Here is a 20,007-nt window from a genome sequence, read left to right as displayed (position 1 = left end):
AGGTTGAGTGGTTGGCAGGCCCTGTCGATTTGCACAGGGTCAGGTGAAGGAAACTGGATTTGAGGATTTGTCTGGCGAACGGCGAGTTCGGGCCACGGCCCGAAGAGGTCCCCCCTCCCGAAGGCGCATTGCATCCGGGCTATTTCTTTCCCGATGCGGCCAGTGAAGAACGGCTCGGCCTCAACCAATTGCTGACCCGTCTGGGCGATGCGATGGATGCCGAGGAGATGGCCTCCTCCGGCCCGCTGACCGAGGTTCTGGCCCTCGTGCCGCTGGCCGCGCAGGCCCTGCTCTGCTTCGTCACCACCGAGCGATCCCGCATTGTCGAGCCGGTCTTCGCCAGCGAGGGGCTTGTCCCGCTCGACCGCGAGCCGATGGCCCACTACCTCGCGCAGGCACATCTCTTCGCGCCCCGGCCCGACCCGCTGCTGCCCCCGCCCGCAGCCCGGCTGGCCGAGGCGCTGGCCCCCCTGCCCGATCCGGCGGGCGCGATGCACTGGCTCCTGCTGCACCGGCTCCTGCCGCTGCTCTGCGACGCGCCGCTCCTCGAGGCTGTGCGCGCCGCCCGCGCCCCGCTGCTGGCCTCCGTGCCCGGCGGCCCGGTGCTGCCGCTGGAGTTCGGCGTCGCCCTGCTCTCCGCCGCGCCCTTCCGCCAGCCCTCCTCGCGCCACCTCGCGCTCTCCTACTGGTTCAACATCCCCACCGCCCAAGGGGTGCTTACCGCCCTGCGTCAGTCCGATGCCGCTCGCGCCGGGCAATTCCCGCTCATGCCCCGGCTGGAGCGGGCCGACCTCTGCCGCGGCGAGGCCGGCGCCGTGCTGGTGGAGCACGACCTGCACAAGCGCACGCCGCTCTGGTTCTACCTCTGGCGAGAAAAGGCCCTGCTGGGCGCCGCCGGCCGCCTCGGCCCGCTCGCCGCCCGCCTGCTGGCCGAAGGCCTCATCGGCCTCGTCGCGCATTTCGGCAGCGAAGAGATGGCCTTCTCCGAAGAGGGAACGCCCCCCGAAGGCACGTTGGAGGCTTGGGAGGCAGCGCTGGCCTGAGCCGCGGCTGCGGTGCTATCCGTCCCAGTCCGGCATATGATTGCCGCGCGTGGCGGCCACGAGGGCGGACGCGCGCGCGTCAACGGGTTCCCGTGCCACACTACTGACCGCACCGATCGCACGATCGAGATGCGCCATCACCGTGAGGCAGCGATCCAGCGCATCGCGGCCATAGGCCCGCACCTCGCCGTTCAACTCCGTACGGAGCCCCGCGTCGCCATAATGCCCACTCGGATCCGCCGTTACCCCCAACAGCCCGTGGCACAGCCGGTTCCTGATGTCCTGTACTGCCCTGATCCGGGCCAAAACCTGCGCCCTAAAATCCGTCTCGTACCGCCGCCCGGCATCCGCCTCGTCCAGCAGGCGCTCCCAGGCCGCCAGCCTTTGCGCAAACCCTTCGCCCGGCCTGCGGGTCGCGCCCCCCAGCGCTTCGATATCGGCATCCACCGCCCGCTCGATCCGCGACCACAGAAGCAAGATCGATCCGACCCGACCCTTCAACTGATCCACCGTCACCGGGTCGAACGTGCCGTTCATGGACGTGGCCGGCTCCTCTTGCATCCTCCCGGTCCTCCCTACGGCTCGTGAAACGCCTCCCCCGCCTTGTTCAGCGGCTTGGTCAGGTAGCTAAGCACCGTCTTCTCGCCGGTGTGCAGCTCCACGTCCGCCACAAGGCCGGGCCGCATCTCGATCCGTTCCTGCCGCTCCGTGCGAGCGCTCTCGTCGATCTTCAGCACCACCTTGTAATGCGCCTCCCGCTCAGGGCGGCGCTCGTCCTTGAATGTATCGGCGGAAACGAAAGAGACCTCCCCCTTCATCGAGCCATAGATCGTGTAATCATAGGCCGAAAGTTTGATCGTCGCAGGCTGGCCGGGCCGCACCGTGGCAATGTCGCGCGGCTTCACCCGTGCCTCCACGAAGAGCGCATCGCCCAGCGGCACGATCTGCAAAATCTCCTCACCGGGCCGCACCACGCCGCCGATGGTACTGACGCTGATCTTGTTCACCACCCCCTTCATCGGCGAGCGGATCTCGGTGCGGGCCAGCTGGTCGGCGCTTACTTTCATCTGCTGCCGCAGGCCCGCCAGCTCCTTCAGCGTCTCGGCATATTCATCCGCCCGGCGCAGCGCCGCGGTGCTCACCACCTCGTCATGGCGCGCGCGGGCGTCCGAGGCGGCTTTGCGAGTCCGCGTCACCTCGATCAGCGCCACCACTTTCTGCGCCAGCATGTTCTCCATCAGCTCGTTCTCGCGCTCGGCTTGCTCGGCCACCTTGCGCGCGCCCTCCGCACGGGCGGCATAATCGCCCTGCCGGGCGGCCAGAAGCGCCCGCTCCGAGGCCACGATCTCGGGGCTGCGCTCGGCCAGCGCCTCGGGCACCGCAAAGTCGCTCTGTCCCTCCATCTCCGCCTCCAGCCGCAGCCGGCGGATCTCCAGCGCGGTGATCTTCTCGCGGATATCGTCCACGTTCGTCTGAAACCCGGTGCCCTGAAGCCGCGCCAGCACGTCGCCCGGCGCCACCTCGTCCCCCTCCCGCACCAAAAGCTCCGCCAAGATCCCGCCTTCGAGGTTCTGAATGATCTGCGGCCGCGAGGCGCTCACCAGCTCGGCAGGCGCGCGCACGATCTCGTCGACCTTGGCAAAGCCCGCCCAGAGCAGAAACACCACCAGTGCCAGCCCCACCGTCCAGATCAGCCTTGAGGGCCCAGCCAGCCGGGTGTCGAGCTGGGCATCGAACCCCGTGGGCTGCGACGGCCCGGGCGCGCTCCAGCTGCTCACGCCGCACCGCCCAGCGGCAGCTTCTTCGCCGCGCCGCTTTTCTTCAGATGCGCCAGCACTTCATCCTTGCCGCCATCCACCGCGATCCGGCCCTGCCCCAGCACCACGATCCGCGACGAGAGGCTCAGGATCGGCAGCCGGTGGGTGGCAATCACCGCCGTCCGGCCCTGCAGCCATGCGCCGAGCCGAGCAACAAGTTGCGCCTCAAGCGCCTGATCAAAGGCGGCGGTCGGCTCGTCGAGCAGCAGCACACCCGGGTCCTGCAACCACAGCCGCGCCCAGCCCACGCCCTGCCGCTGGCCAACGCTCAGCCCCTCGCCGCCATCGCGAATGTCGAGGTCCAGCCCCTTCGGGTGGCTGCGCACGAACTGCCCCAGCCCGGCAAAATCCAGCGCCGCCAGCAGCCGGTCGTCGTCGCGCTCCAGCAGGTGCATGTTGAGGTTGTCGCGCAGCGTGCCCGCCACCAGCCGCACGTCCTGCGCGAGATAGCCGATGCCGCGCCGCAGGTCGGCGGGGGCGATCTGGCCGATGTCGGTGCCATCCAGCATCACCCGCCCCTCGGTCGGCGCATATAGCCCGGTGAGCAGCTTCATCAGAGTCGATTTGCCCGAGCCGTTCGAGCCCAGAACCGCCAGCGTCTCTCCCGCCCGCACCTGCAGCGCCGAGATGTCGAGCACGGGCGCGGCATCCTCGTCATAGGCAAAGCGCGTGCCGAGCAGCGTGTAGCTCCCCTTCAGGTGCTCCCGCCGCAGGTATTTCCGGCCCTCGGCCACATCCTGCGGCGCCTCGGCCACCCCGTCGAGGCCCGCCAGCGCGTGGCGCACGTTCGACCAGCGCGAGAGGGTGGCGGCGAGCTGGCTCAACGGCGCCAGCGTGCGGCTCGTCAGGATGCCCACGGCGATGATCGTGCCCACGGTGAACTCGCCCGCGAACACAAGGAAGGTGCCCATCACCACGGCGGCCACATAGGTCGCCTGCTGCACCCCCTGGCTCCAGAAGGTGAGCGCGGCAGCAAGGCGGCGCTGCTCCGAGGACTTCAGCGAAGACAGCGCATTCAGCTCGTCCCACGCCCGCATCAGCCGCTCTTCGCCGCGCTGCGCCTTGATCGTATCCAGCTCGTAGACCGCTTCATGCAGCACCCGCCCCGCCTTCACGTTGGCGCCCTGCGTCTCCTGCGTGAGTTGCATCATCCGCCGCTGCATAAACCAGCCGGGCAGCACCATCAGCACCCCGCCGATGATCAGCACCCACACCACCGGCCCCGCGATGGCAGCGACCAGCAGCAGGAAGAGGCCGATGAACGGCAGGTCCGTCAGCGTCCCGATGGTCCCGGCGGTAAAGAACTCCCGCACCGAGCCGAACTCCCGCATCGTGGCAAAAAGCTCCGAGGGGCTCTGCGCCCGCTGGTCCGAGCGCATCCCCACCACCCGGCTCATCAGCAGCCGCTGCACGCTCAGCTCGATCGTCCGCCCGCCGCCGTCCATCAGCCGCGACCGCGCCACCTTGAGCAGCCCTTCCAGCAAGATCGCCAGCCCCGCCCCGAGCGCCAGCACCCAGAGCGTCGCCATGCTCTGATGCGGGATCACCCGGTCGTAGACCTGAAGCGAAAACAGCGCGACCGAGACCGCCAGCAGGTTGGCCACGAGGCTGCCAATCGCGATCTCGGCAATGTAGCGGCGAAAGCGGGGGAACTCGCCCCAGAACCAATGGGGCTTCTTCGCCCCGGTCTCATGCGTCGCGGCCACCTCGGCCAATGTCACCTCAGCTTTCAGCACCCGGCCTGCATAATGCGGGGCGAACTCGGTCAGTGGCACCACCACCCGGTTATCGGCCCCGGTCTCGTCATAAACCGTCAGCTCCTCGCCCTGCTGCGCGAGCACCAGCACCAGCTGGCCGCGCTTCATCTGGGCGATGGCGGGCCATGTCGCCGGGGTCGGCTCGGCCTCCCGGCGGATCGCCGCGAGCATCCCGGTCTGGCTCAGGGCGCCCGCAAGCGCCTCCACCGTCACCGGCCGTTCGGCCCCGCCGCTCCGGGCGATATCCTCGGCAATGTCGCGGCCCAGCAGCTCCTTGCCCAGCAGCCCCGCATAGGTCGCCGCCAGATCGGCGCGTGCCTTCAAACGCTCTGCAGCCCCACGAGGCGCAGCCTCCACCTCGGCAACCGGCGCGGCCATGGCCTCTGCCGGAGCGGCCCCTTGCCTGCCGCCCACAACACCGCGAATCCCAGCCCGGCTCATCTTCATTTTCAGCGAGGTGCGCGGCGCGGTCATATGCGGCTCCCGTCCACCAGGAGGCCAAGCTCCGCGGCGATCTTCAGTTTCGTCAGCGCGGCCTTGTGGGTCAGGCCCACGCGTTTGGTCTCGGCATCCATCCATGTCTCGAACACGCCCACCACGTCGAGCACCTTGCGCTGCCCGCCGTCATACTGCCGCTGATAAAGCTCGTAGTTGCGCCGGGCTTGCGCCGCGAGCCCGGCCTGCTCGGTGGCCTGCCGCTCCGTCGCAGCAAGCTGCTGGCGCAGCGCGGCGAGCTTGCGGGCACTCTCCTCGCGGGCCTGCCCCAGCTTCGCCTCCGCGCCCTCCTCGGCAGCCTTGATCGCCTTCAGGCGCGCGGGCGTGCCAAAGCCCAACCCGTTCTCCGCGCCCACGGTCAGCACCGGATCGCCGCCGCCATCGCCTACGTTCGCCTTTGCCGAAACACCGGGCAGGTAGCCCGCCCGCTCGATCTTTGCCTGCGCAATGAGCCGGGTCTTGTCGGCCTCGGCCTTCAGAACCCCCAGCGTCTTCTCCGCGCTGCCCGGCACCCGCGCATCGCCCAGCCCGCGCACGCCATCCACCGGACGGGCCGACATCGCGTTCAGCTCCGCCAGCGCCGTGGCTGCCGTCTCGGCCCCAGCCTGCATCGCGGCGCTCACCTCGGCCCGCTTCTGGCGCATGACCGACAGCTCCGAAAGGTCAGAGACCCCGCCACTCACCCGCTTTTCCATCACCCATTCGAAGTGCTTCATCTTCTCCAGCCCCGAAGCAGCCACCGCAGCCTCGGCCCGGCCCTGCTCGGCGGTGATATGCAGCGTGAGCGCGGTGAGCACGCGGGCGTTGGTATCCTCGGCCAGCACCACGGCGGCGTGCTCCACATCGGCGGCGGCAAAGGCCCGCTCGGCCTTCTTCCGGCCACCCTGCCAGATCACCTGATCGACGATGATGGAGGTCACCAGATCGCCGAGCGACGAGAGTGACACGCTCGGCCCGATGCTGGGCAGCCAGTTCTTCTCGGCCGCCACGGCCCGCAGCTTGGCTGCCCGCAGCTCGGCCTCGGCGGCGCGGGCATTGGCAGCGAGCACGGCATCCGCCACCTGCGCATAGGCCGACCCCGGCGCAATCACCGAGCGGCGGCGCAGCAGATCGGCGATCACCACGCTCTCCGAGGCCTCCGCCTGCCGCAAGGCCTGGCTCTGGGCCGGGGCCGCCGGCTCCCGAGCCGCACGCGAAGCTTCCCCGCCCCCAACGCAGCCCGAAAGCAGCGCCAGAACGGCACCCGATAGCCCTAGTCTGCTCATCGCGGGGCGCATCACGCCTCCTGTCCCTGCCTCTGCCGTGCGCCGTCCCGGAAAACTCGCCCAACCCCGGCGGGATCACACCAGCGCCGGGTTCACCTGAATGTCGTGGTCGATGACAAGCGTGCCCTCGCCCAGCGTGTACACATCGTAGCTCTCACCCTCGATCACCCGCGTCTCCCCCGTCGCCGTGGCGCCGCTGGCGTGGATGATATCGTCATTGCCGCCGTGGATGGTCAGCTCATTGGTAAAGCTCGACAGCCCCGCCAGTTGCTCCGGCGTGATCGTCAGCTCGGCCTCCGAGGCGAACTGCAGGTCCACCGCCTGAATGTCGAACTGGCCGAGGCCGGGGTTGGTGAGGTTCACCACCGAGTTGCCCGGCTCTTCCATCACAAAGAGCGTGCCCGCGTGGTTGCCCGCCGCATCGGTCGAGGTGACGACAAGGTGCGAGCCGGTCGGGATCGCCTCGTTGAAATCAAAGATCAGCTCGCCCCATTCCTCGTCGATCTCCAGATCGTAAGAAACGGTGCTCACGTTGCCATTGGCGTCGATCCGCTGAACCTCGGTGATGTCGTCATTGATCGCGGTGCCAATGTCGCGCACCCCGGTTCCGCCCTGGCTAAAGCTCAGGATCACCGGCGCATCGGGGTTCTCGGTATCCACCGCAACCGTGGTGCTCTCGGTCCGGGTGTTGCCCGCCGCATCGGTGGCGACAACCGTGGCGATGCTCTCGTACTCGCCGACGGGGATCTCGCCCGTGGCAAAGGCCACCGTCCAGTTGCCCGCCGCATCGACCGTCGCCGCATGGGTGGTGCCCTCGAAGCTGACGATCACGCTGGAGCCCGCCTCGACCGTGCCGGTGAAGGTCACGCCCTGCGCCTGTTCCGCTGCGTTGACCGTGTCGTCACCCGCCACCGTGCCGATGGTCAGCGGCTCCACGTAGGTATCGATCTGCACCGTGTCGTTGATCGCCGCGCGGTTGCCCGCCGCATCGGTCGCCACGGCGGTGATCTGCGCGGTGTAATCGCCATCGGGCACCTCGCCGGGGGCGAAACTGGTGAACCATGTGCCATCTGCCAGCACCACCGCCTGATGGGTCACGCCCGCCAGCGTCACCGCCACCGTGCTGCCCGGCTCCACCGTGCCAGAAAGCTGGATGCCGGTGCCGTATTCGACTTCGTTTACGATGTCATCCACCGCAATCGGCCCGTCCAACGTGAGGCTGGTGATCCGGTCCACCTCGATGCTGCCCGTTGCCAGCGCCTGATTGCCCGCCATGTCTGTCGCGGTGACAGAAACGCTCGCCACCGTCTCGCCGGCAGGGATGTCGCCGGGCTGGAAGGTGACCTGCCAGTTGCCATCGCCCGCCACCATCGCCGGGCGCGTCACCCCCGCGAATGTCACCTGCACCACGGCCCCCGGCTCGCCGGTCCCGGTCAGGACAAAGCCGTTCAGCGCCTCCTCGGCGTTGATGATCCCGTCACCCTCAACTTGTGTGTTCACGCTCACCGTCGTCTCGGTGTCGATCCGCACCACATCCGTCGCGGTGGAGCTGTTGCCCGCCCGGTCGGTCGCGGTCACCGTCACCGGCGCATCATAGGTGCCCGGCACGATTTGCCCGCCGCTGAAGGTCGCGGACCAGCTGCCATCGGCGGCCACCACCGCCGGCACGGCAAAGCCGCCCATCTGCACAAGCACCGTCGATCCCGGCTCGGTGGTGCCCGTCAGCGTGATGCCCGTCCCGGCCTCCGCTTCGTTCACCACATCATCCGCCGTCACTGGCGCGCCCGAGATCGCCACCCAGCCCTGCGTATCCACCTCCACGGTGGTCGCCGCGCTCGAGGTGTTGCCATTGGCCGAAACCGCCGTGGCGCTCACGTTCATCTCGTATTCACCGGCAGGAAAGGCCTGCGGCGGAAAGGTCACCACCCATCCGCCCGTGGCATCCACCACGGCGCTGTAGCTCTGCCCGTTCATGCCGATCGTCACCGCCGAGCCGGGCAGCGTGGTGCCGCTCATCGAGATCGGCTGACCGGATTCCAGCGCATTCACGATGTCATCCGCCGTCACCGGCGCGCCGGAGAATTCGACAAAGCCCAGCGTATCCACCACGAGGTTGCCGCCCGCCGTCGCTGCATTGCCCGCCGCGTCCGTGGCCGTCACGGTGATCGCAGAAGTATACTCCCCCTCGGAAATCTGAGCAGGCGTCAGTGCAAGGCTCCACGCGCCATTGGCACCCACCGTCGCGGCATAAACCGCCTGACCGATCTGCACCTCTACCGTATTGCCCGGCTGGGTCGTGCCGGTCAGCGTCAGCCCACCATCCCGGTCGCTCGCGTTGATCACGCCATCAGCGCCCGCATAGCCCGGATCGAGCGTCACATGGGTCACCGTATCCACCATCCAGCTCCCGCTGGCAGTCGTCACATTGCCATATTCATCGGTCGCCGTGGCGGTCAGAACCGCCTCGTATTCTCCGCTGAAGGTGCCGGGCGCGAAGCTCACGCTCCAGCTGCCATCCCCCGCCACTGTGGCCGGGTAGTCCTGCCCGCCGAAGCTGACAACCACGCTCGACCCCGGCTGCGTCGTGCCCGTAAAGCTGATGCTCTGGCCCGCCTCCGCGCCGTTGATCGTGTAATCCCCGCCAAAGTTGAGGTCATCGAAGGCCACCGCGCCAAGGGTATCGACCACCAGCACATCGCCATAGGTCGCGGAGTTGCCCACCGCATCCACCGCGTAAACGCTGATATCGGCCTCGTATTCGCCCTCGGGGGCCGCATCGGGGCCAAACGTCACCTCCCAGGTGCCGCTCTCGCCCACGGTGATCTCGGTGGCCACACCGCCCACCGTCACCACAAGCACCGCGCCCGGCTCAGAGGTGCCGGTCACCACCACGCCCTCGGCATGGTCCGCGCCGTTGAAGGCATCCCCGGTCGATTGCACGCCGGAGGTGAAAGTCACATCCGGGGCCACGGTGTCGATCAGCACGTCGGGGCCGGTCAGCACGGCCTCGTCGCCGCCTTGATCCGTGGTGACCACCTCCACCACGTAGCTGCCATCCTCGGGCAGCGTGTCGCCGGTGAAGATCACCTCCCAGCCGCCATCCTCGCCCACGGTCACGACCTGGGTCACATCGCCCGCCGTCACCGTCACATCCTCGCCCGGCACGCCGGTGCCGGTCACCGGAAAGCCCGGCTCCGGGTCATCGTCGCCGCCGAGCACCCAGTCGCCCGGGTCGACGGTCACATCATACACCGGGCCACCGCCCCCGCCGCCGCCGTCACCGCCACCAACGCCGGTGATCACACCGCCCACGCCGATCAGGCCGGGTACGATCCCGCCGCCCATGCCACCGATGCCAAAGAGGCCGGTGTCGAACTGGGCGGCCATCACCTCCGGCTCATCGTAATGGATCAGCTCGTCGCTCGGGCTCCATTTGCCCCATGTCGCCTCGCGCTGATACAGCGCATACATCTCGTCATCGGCACCCTGGCTCAGCTCCACCGCCACCAGCTCGCCGCCCTTGGAAAGATACAGCGCGTTCTCGCCATCGAAGTAGCCCGCCAGCCGGAGCGCCGAGCCATCGGCGAGCGTGATCACCAGATCATCGCCGTCGCGCGTGTAGGACGAGATATCCGCCGAGGTGAGATGCAGCGAAACCTGCTGCCCGTCGCCCACGTTCAACCGCGTGCCGACCCCATCCTCACCGAAACTGCCATTGGAAACGTTGCCCGCGAGATCGCGGACCACAAAATTGATCGCCTGCATCGTAACCGCCATTTATCAGCCCGGCATCTTTTTGCGCCGGTGCGTTTTATAGAAAACTGCCCAATATCTTGTTGATCAGGCGTAACTCACCACTCTGCCTGCCAGATATACAGAATGATTCGAAAAAACAAAGCGGAAAATGGCCGATCGCCGGGTGGATCATCCTTGGGTTGAAAAATCCAGCAACCCCAAGATGTTGTATGCGATTTGCATGAATTGACACCGGGTCAATTACCGCCCCTTCGGGCCTCATCGGCAGACCAACCGGCCTGTTTTTGCCAGTCTGCACCCGCCATTCTCCGGCAAAGGTCAAGCCACCCTGTGGCGGAAATCCCTACCCCAGCGCCGCCTTCACCCGCGCGGCAAAATCCTCGCCGCGCTTCTCGAAGCTGTCGTATTGGTCAAAGCTCGCAGCAGCCGGCGCCAGCAGCACAACCTCGCCCGGTTGCGCCTCTTCCACAGCCCGCGCAACGGCCCGCTCCATCGTGCCGCAGACCTCGGCCTCCACGCCGGTCCCGAGCCGCATGGCAAAGCCCTCGGCCTCGCGCCCGATCACATAGGCCTTCACCACATTGGCCAGCCCGGATTGCAGCCCCTCCAGCCCGCCTTCCTTCTCCAGCCCCCCGCAGATCCAACGGATACCGCTGAAAGCCGCCAGCGCCTTGGCCGCGCTGTCCACGTTCGTCGCCTTGCTGTCATTGACGTAAACCACGCCCCCCGCCTCGGCGATCCGCTGCGAGCGGTGCGGCAGCCCGGCAAAGCTCCTGAACGCGCGTTCAATTTCCTTCGGACCCAGCCCTAGCGTCCGGCAAGCCGCATAGGCCGCGCAGGCGTTCTGGTGGTTGTGCGCCCCCGGCAGCCCCGGAATGTCGCGCAGATCGACCGAGGCCACCTGCCGCCCCTTGCGCCACTCCGCCAAAAAGCCCTTGCGCGCAAACACCGTCCAACCCGCGCCCGTCAGCTTCTGTCCGCTGCTGACCCGGATCACCAGGTCATCCCCCGGCCCCTCGGCCATCTGCCCGGCAAGGTAGCGCCCCTCCGGCTCATCCACTCCAATCACCGCCCGGTCCGGCCCGCCCTCCGCAAAGAGCCGCCGCTTGGCCGCGAAATAGCCGCCATAGCCGCCGTGCCGGTCAAGGTGATCGGGGCTCAGATTGGTGAACACCGCCACATCCGGCGTCAGCGCCCGCGCCAGATCGGTCTGGTAGCTCGACAGCTCCAGCACCACCACACCGCCATCGCCCGCAGGCTCGATATCCAGCACCCCGCGCCCGATATTGCCCGCCAGCTGCGCCTCGCGCCCCGCCTCGGTGAGGATGTGATGGATCAGCGCCGAGGTCGTGCTCTTCCCGTTCGAGCCGGTCACTGCCACCACCTTCGGCGCCACGTCGAACCGGTCCCACTCCCCGGTAGCGAAGGAGCGGAAGAACAGGCCGATGTCATTGTCCACCGGCACCCCCTCCGCCATCGCCGCGGCAATCGCCGGGTGTGGCACGGGGTAGAGGTGCGGAATGCCGGGCGAGGTCACAAGGCAGGCCACCCCCTCGAAGGCACCGGGCTTCGACAGGTCGCGCAGCGCGATCCCATCGGCCTCCGCCGCGGCCCGGCCGCTCTCGCCATCGTCCCAGCCGATCACCTGCGCCCCTCCAGCAGCCAGCGCCCGCGCCGCCGTCAGGCCAGACCGCCCCAGCCCCAGCACCGCCACCGTGGCTCCATCAAACCCGCGCACAGGGATCATCGCACCGCCTCCAAAAGCCTTCGCTCCTGCCTACATCCAAGCGCACCCGCCCGCAATCGCGCCCAGCCCGCTGCATTTTCTTGCTGAAAATATCCCAACCCAACGGCACCACCCGCGCACCTTCCGATCAGGCGCGCAACGGTGCAGCACGGGCGGGGTGGCGGCGCGGGGTGGGTGCCTCTCGCACGTCGCTTGCGCGACATGCTGCCGGCCGGAGCCCGCTTCGCGGACTCCGTTGGCGGGAGCGCCGCCACCCCGCCCCTCACCACTCAATCGGCAGCTTCCGCCGAAAGAACCCGCCCGTCGGCCCGTCCGCGCTCAGCGTCGCCAGCCAGATCGCCGTCTCGGCGGCCTCCTCGGGCGATGTCGTCGCCTGCGCCCCCCCCATCCGCGTGCGCACCCAGCCCGGGTCCATCGCGTTCACCTTCACGCAATCCGGCAGGTCGCGCGGCAACACGCAGGTCAGCGCGTTCAGCGCCGCCTTCGCCACCCCGTAGCCGTTGGGCCCCTGCATCCCCTGCGCAAAGCTGCCATAGCCTGACGAAAGGTTCACGATCCGCCCCCAGCCCCGCAACGCCATCCCCGGCACCAGGGCCCGCATCAGCAAAAACGGCGCTTCCACCATCACCTGCAGCGACTCGAACAACCCTTCGGGGTTTTCAAACAGCGAGCCCTGAGGAAACACCCCCGCGTTGTTCACCAGAATGTCGAAGGGCTCGCCATGCAGCAGCGAGAGCATGTCATCCGGCTCCCGCAGATCGATCACGAAGAGGTCCGCGCCAAGTCTGTCCGCCGCCGCCTCCCCCTCGGCCTCGTCCCGGCAGCCAATCACCACCTCATGGCCGCGGGCAATCAACCCCTCGGCAATGGCGTAGCCGATCCCCCGGTTGCCGCCCGTCACGAGCGCCCGCCGGATTATCCCGTCGTCACTCACCGGATTTTCAGGGTCGCCAGACCGATCAGCGCGAGGATCAGCGAGATGATCCAGAACCGGATCACGATCTGCGGCTCGGCCCAGCCGCGCTTCTCGAAGTGGTGGTGCACCGGCGCCATCAGGAACACCCGCTTGCCGGTCCGTTTGAAGTAGAGCACCTGGATGATCACCGAGAGCGCCTCGGCCACGAAGATGCCGCCCACGATCGCCAGCACGATCTCGTGCTTGGTCACCACCGCAATCGCCCCCAGCGCGCCGCCCAAGGCGAGCGACCCGGTGTCTCCCATGAACACCGCCGCCGGCGGCGCGTTGTACCACAAAAAGCCAAGGCCCCCGCCGATCAGCCCGGCACAGAAGATCAGCAACTCGCCCGAGCCGGGCACGTAATGCACGTCGAGATATTCGGTAAAGTCGACCCGCCCCACCGCATAGGCGATCACCCCAAGCGTGCCCGCCGCGATCATCACCGGCATGATCGCAAGACCATCCAGCCCGTCAGTGAGGTTCACCGCATTAGCCGCGCCGACGATCACGATCATCGAAAATGGCACAAAGAAGATGCCGAGGTTCAGCAGCACGTCCTTGAACACCGGCAGCGCCAGCTGCCCGGTCAGTTCCGCCGGATGAAACCACGCCGCCGCCGTCCCCGCCGCCGCCGCGATCAGCAGCCCAAGCCCAAAGCGCACCTTGCCCGAAACGCCCTTGGTGTTCTGCTTGCTCACCTTCGCATAGTCGTCGGCAAAGCCGATCAGGCCAAAGGAGATGGTAACCAGCAGCACGATCCACACATAGGGGTTGTCGAGCCGCGCGCAGAGCAGGGTGGAGAGCGTCAGCGCCGAGAGGATCAAGAGCCCCCCCATCGTCGGCGTGCCCGCCTTGGTCAGCATGTGGCTTTCAGGCCCGTCATCCCGAATGGGCTGCCCGCCCTTCTGCCGCTTGCGCAGCATGTTGATCAGCGGCCGCCCAAAGAGGAACCCGAAGACCAGAGCGGTAAAAAACGCGGCCCCGGCCCGGAAGGTGATGTAGCGGAACAGGTTGAACGCCCCGCCCCCGTCGCCAAGCTCTGCCAGCCAATAGAGCATGCCCCTGCCCCTCTCGTTCGTTGTTAATTCGGGCCGACTTGGCCCATTTTCCGTATCGCGTCAACAACGCGGGCCAGCCCGGTGCCGAGCGACGCCTTGACCAGCACCACATCGCCCGCATCCACCAGCCGCGAGACCTCTTTGGCCATCGCCGCGCCATCCGGCGCGTGGTGTCCGCGCTGATCTTCGGGCAGCGCATCATGAAGCGCCTGAGCGAGCGGCCCGACGGTGTGAACCGTGTGGATCTGCTCCATCGCCTCCAGCCCCGCAAGCGCCGCGTGCAGGTCCTTCTCGCCCTTGCCCAGTTCCAGCATGTCGCCAATCACGGCGATGCGGCGGCCCTTGCGCACCCGCCCGATGCCATCGCGCGGCTCGGTGGTGGCGAGCATCTCCAGCGAGGCCGCCATCGAGGCCGGGTTGGCGTTGTAGCTGTCGTCGAAGAGGGTCAGAAAGACCCCGGCCCGCGCCGGATCGGTGGTGATCTCCTCCCGCGCGCCGCGCCCCTCGTAGGGGGTCCACTTGGTCAGGTCCGCCGTGGCAAGTCCGGTGTCGGCCCCCAGCGCCTGCGCCACCGCGAGCGCGCCGAGCGCGTTCATCGCAAAATGGGTGCCCGGCGTGGTCAGCTTGAACATCGCGGGCTGGTCGCCCAGCCGCGCCTCCGCCACCGTCTGCCCCTCGCTCAGCACAACCTTGCAAAGGCCAAACTCGCCGCTCTGCCCGAAGGTGACGATCTTCGCCCCCGCAGCCTCCGCCGCATCCCGCAGGATCGGCGTGGTGCCAAGGTCGCCGTTGATCACCGCCACGCCGCCCGGCTCCAGCCCCTCGAAGATGCTGGCCTTCTCCCGCGCGATCCCCTCAAGCGAGCCGAAGGCCGCCATATGCGCCGGGGCCACCGTGGTGATCATCGCCACATCGGGCCGCGCCATCCGCGCCAGCGGGGCGATCTCGCCGGGGTTGCTCATGCCGATCTCGATCACGGCAAAATCGGCGTCCACCGGCATCCGTGCGAGGGTCAGCGGCACACCCCAATGGTTGTTGAAGCTCTTTTCGGCGGCATGCACCTTGCCCTGACGGCTCAGGATCGAGCGGAGCATCTCCTTGGTCGAGGTCTTGCCGACCGAGCCGGTCACGCCCGCCACCTTCGCCCGGCTCCGTGCCCGGCCCGCCCGCCCAAGCGCCTCCAGACCCTCCAACACATCCGCCACGATCAGCAGCGGCGCGTCCTCGCAGCCTTCCGGCACGTGGCTGACGAGCGCCGCGCAGGCGCCCTTGGCCAGCGCATCGGCGACAAAGTCATGCCCGTCGCGCACATCTTTCAATGCAATGAACAGCTCGCCCGGCGCGATGCTGCGGCTGTCGATCGAAAGGCCCGTGGCCGCCCAATCGCCTCTCGCCTCGCCGCCGGTGGCCGCTGCGGCATCCGCCGCCGTCCACAAGGCTCTCATGTCATCTGCCCATCAAGGGCGGCCACGGCCACAGAGGCCTGCTCGACATCGTCAAACGGGAACACATCGTCACCCACGATCTGCCCGGTCTCATGGCCCTTGCCCGCAATGAGCAGCGCATCCCCCGGCCCCAGCGCATCGACCCCCCGCAAGATCGCCTCGGCCCGGTCGCCCACCTCGGTGGCCTCCGGGTCGGCTTGCAGAATTGCTGCACGAATGCTGGCCGGATCCTCGGATCTCGGGTTGTCGTCTGTCACAAATCGAACATCGGCATGGTCGCGCGCCGCCTCGCCCATCAGCGGGCGCTTGCCCGTGTCACGGTCGCCGCCCGCACCGTACACCACCACCAGCTTGCCCATCACATGGGGCCGCAGCGCCTTCAGCGCGGTCTCCAAGGCATCGGGTGTGTGGGCATAATCGACGAAAACCGCCGCGCCATTGTCGCGGGTCGCGGCCAGCTGCATCCGGCCCCGCACGGTCGTCAGTTGCGGCAGCGCGTTGAACACCTCCACCGGGTCCGAGCCGCTGGCAATGCAGAGGCCCGCCGCCACCATCACGTTCTCGGCCTGAAAGCCCCCGATGAGGCCAAGTCGCACCTGCCGCGGGGTGCCCTCGTGCAAAAACCGCAGGTCCTGCCCCGTCGCATCAAACCGCTGGCCGACGATCGCCAGCTCGTAATCCTCGTCATGCCCCACCCGCAGCACCGCATGGCCGGCCGCCTCGGCGCGGTCCGCCATCTCGGGGCCGCGCGGGTCTTCCATGTTGATCACCGCAGGCGCATCCTCGCCCAGCACCCGGTCGAAGAGCCGCGCCTTGGCGTCGAAATAGGCCTCGAAAGTCGCGTGATAATCCAGGTGATCCTGGCTGAAGTTGGTGAACCCCGCCGCCGCCAGCCGCACGCCATCCAGCCGCCGCTGCTCCAGCCCGTGCGAACTGGCCTCCATCGCGGCATGAGTCACCCCCTCCTCCACCGAGAGCGCCAGCGCCCGGTGCAGGGTGATCGGCTCGGGCGTGGTGTGCTTCAGCGGATACTCCCACGCGCCCTCCACGCCGGTGGTGCCAAGGTTCACCGCGCTCAGCCCCATCGCCATCCAGATCTGCCGGGTAAAGCTTGCCACCGAGGTCTTTCCATTGGTGCCGGTCACCGCCACCATCACGTCCGGCTGGGCGCCGAACCAGAGCGCCGCGGCCATCGCCAACGCGCCCCTCGGGTCTTCGGTGACCACCAGTGCCACGTCGAACTTTGCCATTTCCGCGGCGGCCAGTTGCGCGCCCTCGGCATCGGTCAGCACCGCCTTCGCGCCCATGCGCAGCGCATAGCCCACGAACTCCGCGCCATGCACCCGGCTCCCCGGCAGGGCGGCAAAGAGCGCGCCCTCCTGCACATCGCGGCTGTCCACCGCCAGCCCGGTCACCCGCGCCTCGGCGCCATGCTGGGCGGTCAGCCCCAGCTCTGCCAGCGATCTCACTTTTGCCCTGTCGGTCATCGCCGGCTGCCCCTTCTCGCTGGCTTAATTCGAGGCCCTTACTATCGCAGCTTCGACCCCCGGTTCAACGCTTGGGCGCAGGCCCAGAAGCGGCGCGACGCGGCGGATCATCTCCGCCGTCACCGGCACCGCCGTCCAGCCTGCCGTCCGGCGCGGCGTGGGGCCGGTCAGCTCCACCGGCTCGTCGAGGCTGACGACCAGCACGTACTTGGGGTCATGCGCCGGAAAGACTGTGGCGAAGGTCGCGATCACCTTGTCTTTATAATAGCCGCCGCGCGGCTTGGGCTTGTCGGCGGTGCCGGTCTTGCCGCCCACCGCATAGCCCTCCACCTCGCCAAAGCTCGCCGTGCCCTCGGTCACCACCTTGCGCAGCATCACCCGGCTGCGCTCGGAGGTGCGCTCGCTCACCACCCGCGGGCCGGCCTTGGGGGCGCTCTGCTTCACCAGTGTCGGATAAACCCGCGTGCCGCCATTGAGCAGCGAGGCATAACCGGTCGCCAGATGCAGCGGGCTGGCCGAGAGGCCGTGGCCATAGCTGATCGTCATGGTCGAAATCTCCGACCAGTTCGGCGGCAGCAGCGGCTTGCCTGTGGGCGCCTCCACCATCTCCACCGGGGTCGGCTCCAAAAAGCCGAGGCTGCCGAGAAACTCCTGCTGCCGCTTGGCGCCAATGTCCATCGCCAGCCGCGCGGTGCCGATGTTCGAGCTCTTCACGATGATCTTGGTGACGCTCAGCTCATTGCCGTAGTTGTGAAAATCCCGAATCCGGTGGCGACCCCACGTCAGCGGGCCCTTGGTGTTGATCACCGTGTCCGGGTTCACCAGCCCCAGCTCCATCGCTTGCGCGGCGGCAAAGATCTTGAAGGTCGAGCCCAGCTCATAAACCCCCTGCACCGAGCGGTTAAACAGCGGGCTGTCGCTCTGGTCGCCGCTGGTCAGCGGGCGCGGGCGGTTGTTGGGGTCGAAGTCCGGCAGGCTCGCCATGGCGATGATCTCACCGCTATGGGCCTCCATCAGCACCGCGCTGGCGCCCTTGGCGTTCATCAGCTTCATGCCGCCATAAAGCACCTCTTCCGTCACCGCCTGCACGGTGAGGTCGAGCGTCAGCTCCAGCGGCTTGCCGGCGCGGGCCGGGTCGCGCAGCAGCTCATCGAACTGCTTTTCAACGCCCGCCACGCCGACCACCTCGGCACTATGCACTCCCTCGCGACCAAAGCTCGCGCCGCCAAGGATATGCGCGGCCAGCTTGCCGTTGGGATACAGCCGCATCTCGCGCGGGCCAAACAGCAGGCCCGGCTCGCCAATGTCATGCACCGCCTGCATCTGCTCGGGGCTGATCTTCTTTTTCACCCAGACAAACTTGCGCTTGCCGGTGAACTGCCGCTTCAGCTTCTCCACGTCCAGATCGGGGAAGATCTTCGCCAGCTCCTCGGCGGCGCGCTCCTTTTCCACCATCAGCGGCGGCTGGGCATAGAGACTGTGGGTCGAGAGGTTGGTCGCAAGCACCCGCCCCTGCCGGTCCACAATGTCGGCCCGGCTGGCACTGATCAGCTCGGCCACGCCGCCGCTGGTCGGCTCGGCGGGCACAGAGGCGGCAAGGTGCCCCATCCGGGCACCGATCACCACGAAGGCACAAAAGAAGCAGACGCCCAGCACAAACAACCGCCCCTCGGCGCGAAACCGCAGCTTGTCGCGCTGCGCCTCATGCCGCAGGCGCAGGTTCTCGCGCTCGATACAATCGGGGTTCTGCCCGCTCTGACGGGCGGCAATCACACGGGCCAGCGGGCGCAGGGGCGTGCGGGTCATGGCTGTTGCTCCTCGTTCTCACCATCTTCAAGCGTGCCGCTGATCTCCACCGGGTCGGTGATCGGCGGCAGCTCCTCTGCCGGAAAGCCCACCTGGTCCACGCGGCCGAACTGCTCGGCACCAAAGGGCAGCAGGCCAAGGCGGGTAAAGTTCAGCTCCGCCAGCTCGGTCAGCCGCTCGGGCCGGTTCAGATAGGCCCACTCCGCCCGCAGCATGGCGCGGGTGTCATAGAGCGTGCGGATCTCGCCGCGCAGCTTGGCCATATCCTTCTGGGCTTTCTGGGTCTGGTAGTTCTCGTGATAGGCCCAAAAGGCCAGCCCCATCACCGCCAGCGCCGAGATGACATAGAAGAAGCCTCGCATCGCCCCTTACCCTTTCCACCAGTGTTTCGGGCCCGGCAGGCCCATCTGTGCCCGGTCCACCGCGCCGCCCTGCTCGGCCGTGCGCCGCGCCATGCGCAGCTTGGCCGAACGGGCGCGCGGGTTGGCCGCCACCTCCTCGTCGCTCGGCCCCACGGCCTTGCGCGTGATCTGCTCAAACGGCGCGGGCGCCGCTTCGACCTCGGGTGCATAGCGGTTGCCACGCGGGGCCGCGCCGGAGCGGGCCGCAAGGTAGCGCTTCACCACCCGGTCCTCGAGCGAATGAAAGGTCACCACCGCTAGCACGCCGTCCTCGCCCAGCAGCCCCTCGGCCGCTTCCAGCCCCGCGATCAGCTCGCCGAACTCGTCGTTCACCGCGATACGCAGGCCCTGAAAGGTCCGCGTCGCCGGATGCACCTGCCCCGGCTTCGGGCGCGGCAGGCAATTCGAGACCACCTCCGCCAGCTCCAGCGTCCGGGTGAACGGCCGCGCCTTCACGATCGCCCGCGCAATCCGCCGCGCCGCCCGTTCTTCGCCGTAGAAATGGATGATATCGGCCAGATGGCCCTCGTCGCCCTCGTTCACCAGATCGGCGGCGCTCGGCCCCTCGCTCGCCATCCGCATGTCGAGCGGCCCGTCCTTCATGAAGGAAAAGCCCCGCTCCGCCTGATCGAGTTGCATCGAGGAGACGCCCAGATCGAGCACCACGCCCTCCACCGGCCCCTGGATCAGCTCGCCCATCTGCGAGAACTGCCCGCGCAGCACGTCAAGCCGCCCGCCGAACTCGGCGATCATCGGCGCAGCACCTTCAATGGCGCTCGGGTCACGGTCGATCCCCGTCACCCGCTCGGCGCCCGCCTCCAGCAGCCGCCGGGTGTAGCCGCCCGCGCCAAAGGTGCCATCCACCCAATGGCCACGCACCGGCGCGGCCCCTGCGATCAACGGATCAATGAGAACAGGAACATGGGGCGGCCCGGCGGGCTGATCTGGCGAAAGGCTTTCGGCCGCCGCCAT

Annotated in this window: 14 protein-coding genes; 1 reads left to right on the top strand and 13 read right to left on the bottom strand. The window is 68.0% G+C overall.

The window, feature by feature from the left end; all coding sequences use genetic code 11:
* The first annotated feature begins 59 nt into the window (after positions 1-59).
* A complete protein-coding gene (locus ACUXVX_RS09215; protein WP_446311295.1) occupies positions 60-1,043 on the top strand; it encodes a hypothetical protein in 984 nt (327 codons plus the stop codon).
* Positions 1,044-1,058: 15 nt separating this feature from the next.
* On the opposite strand, the gene ACUXVX_RS09210 is transcribed toward ACUXVX_RS09215, so the two are convergent.
* From ACUXVX_RS09210 to rsmH, 13 genes are all read right to left on the bottom strand, one after another.
* On the bottom strand, positions 1,059-1,580 hold the full coding sequence (locus ACUXVX_RS09210) for a hypothetical protein (protein WP_446311294.1): 522 nt from the start codon (positions 1,578-1,580) through the stop codon (positions 1,059-1,061).
* A gap of 38 nt (positions 1,581-1,618) precedes the next feature.
* On the bottom strand, positions 1,619-2,821 hold the full coding sequence (locus tag ACUXVX_RS09205) for an HlyD family efflux transporter periplasmic adaptor subunit (protein WP_446311293.1): 1,203 nt from the start codon (positions 2,819-2,821) through the stop codon (positions 1,619-1,621).
* Complete coding sequence (locus ACUXVX_RS09200) at positions 2,818-5,091, bottom strand: ATP-binding cassette domain-containing protein (protein WP_446311292.1); 2,274 nt, start codon at positions 5,089-5,091, stop codon at positions 2,818-2,820. Before ACUXVX_RS09200 ends, ACUXVX_RS09205 begins: the two co-directional genes overlap by 4 nt.
* Complete coding sequence (locus ACUXVX_RS09195; protein ID WP_446311291.1) at positions 5,088-6,389, bottom strand: TolC family protein; 1,302 nt, start codon at positions 6,387-6,389, stop codon at positions 5,088-5,090. The genes ACUXVX_RS09200 and ACUXVX_RS09195 overlap by 4 nt, the downstream gene beginning before the upstream one ends.
* Positions 6,390-6,452: 63 nt before the next feature.
* Positions 6,453-10,142 (bottom strand): Ig-like domain-containing protein, encoded by a 3,690-nt coding sequence (locus tag ACUXVX_RS09190; RefSeq protein ID WP_446311290.1) that lies wholly within the window; start codon positions 10,140-10,142, stop codon positions 6,453-6,455.
* Positions 10,143-10,476: 334 nt separating this feature from the next.
* Positions 10,477-11,880: a UDP-N-acetylmuramoyl-L-alanine--D-glutamate ligase gene (murD, locus tag ACUXVX_RS09185; protein ID WP_446311289.1), complete on the bottom strand. Its 1,404-nt coding sequence runs from the start codon at positions 11,878-11,880 to the stop codon at positions 10,477-10,479.
* Between the two features lie 262 nt (positions 11,881-12,142).
* A complete protein-coding gene (locus ACUXVX_RS09180) occupies positions 12,143-12,814 on the bottom strand; it encodes an SDR family NAD(P)-dependent oxidoreductase (RefSeq protein ID WP_446311288.1) in 672 nt (223 codons plus the stop codon).
* Positions 12,811-13,896, bottom strand: a complete 1,086-nt coding sequence (mraY, locus tag ACUXVX_RS09175) for a phospho-N-acetylmuramoyl-pentapeptide-transferase (RefSeq protein ID WP_222469869.1) — start codon at positions 13,894-13,896, stop codon at positions 12,811-12,813. Before mraY ends, ACUXVX_RS09180 begins: the two co-directional genes overlap by 4 nt.
* A gap of 23 nt (positions 13,897-13,919) precedes the next feature.
* Entirely contained in the window at positions 13,920-15,341 is a 1,422-nt protein-coding gene (locus ACUXVX_RS09170; RefSeq protein WP_446311287.1) for a UDP-N-acetylmuramoyl-tripeptide--D-alanyl-D-alanine ligase, read from the bottom strand.
* Complete coding sequence (locus tag ACUXVX_RS09165) at positions 15,338-16,828, bottom strand: UDP-N-acetylmuramoyl-L-alanyl-D-glutamate--2,6-diaminopimelate ligase (RefSeq protein WP_446311286.1); 1,491 nt, start codon at positions 16,826-16,828, stop codon at positions 15,338-15,340. The genes ACUXVX_RS09170 and ACUXVX_RS09165 overlap by 4 nt, the downstream gene beginning before the upstream one ends.
* A gap of 24 nt (positions 16,829-16,852) precedes the next feature.
* On the bottom strand, positions 16,853-18,634 hold the full coding sequence (locus tag ACUXVX_RS09160; protein WP_446311285.1) for a peptidoglycan D,D-transpeptidase FtsI family protein: 1,782 nt from the start codon (positions 18,632-18,634) through the stop codon (positions 16,853-16,855).
* Positions 18,631-18,996 carry a cell division protein FtsL gene (gene ftsL, locus ACUXVX_RS09155; protein WP_222469873.1) on the bottom strand — a complete coding sequence of 122 codons (366 nt, stop codon included), beginning with the start codon at positions 18,994-18,996 and terminating at the stop codon, positions 18,631-18,633. The genes ACUXVX_RS09160 and ftsL overlap by 4 nt, the downstream gene beginning before the upstream one ends.
* 6 nt (positions 18,997-19,002) lie before the next feature.
* Positions 19,003-20,007: a 16S rRNA (cytosine(1402)-N(4))-methyltransferase RsmH gene (gene rsmH / locus ACUXVX_RS09150; protein WP_446311284.1), complete on the bottom strand. Its 1,005-nt coding sequence runs from the start codon at positions 20,005-20,007 to the stop codon at positions 19,003-19,005.

This window comes from Vannielia sp. SX4 (assembly GCF_052828525.1).
The sequence above is the reverse complement of the archived record's forward strand: the minus strand, read 5'-3'. Positions and strand labels throughout refer to the sequence as shown.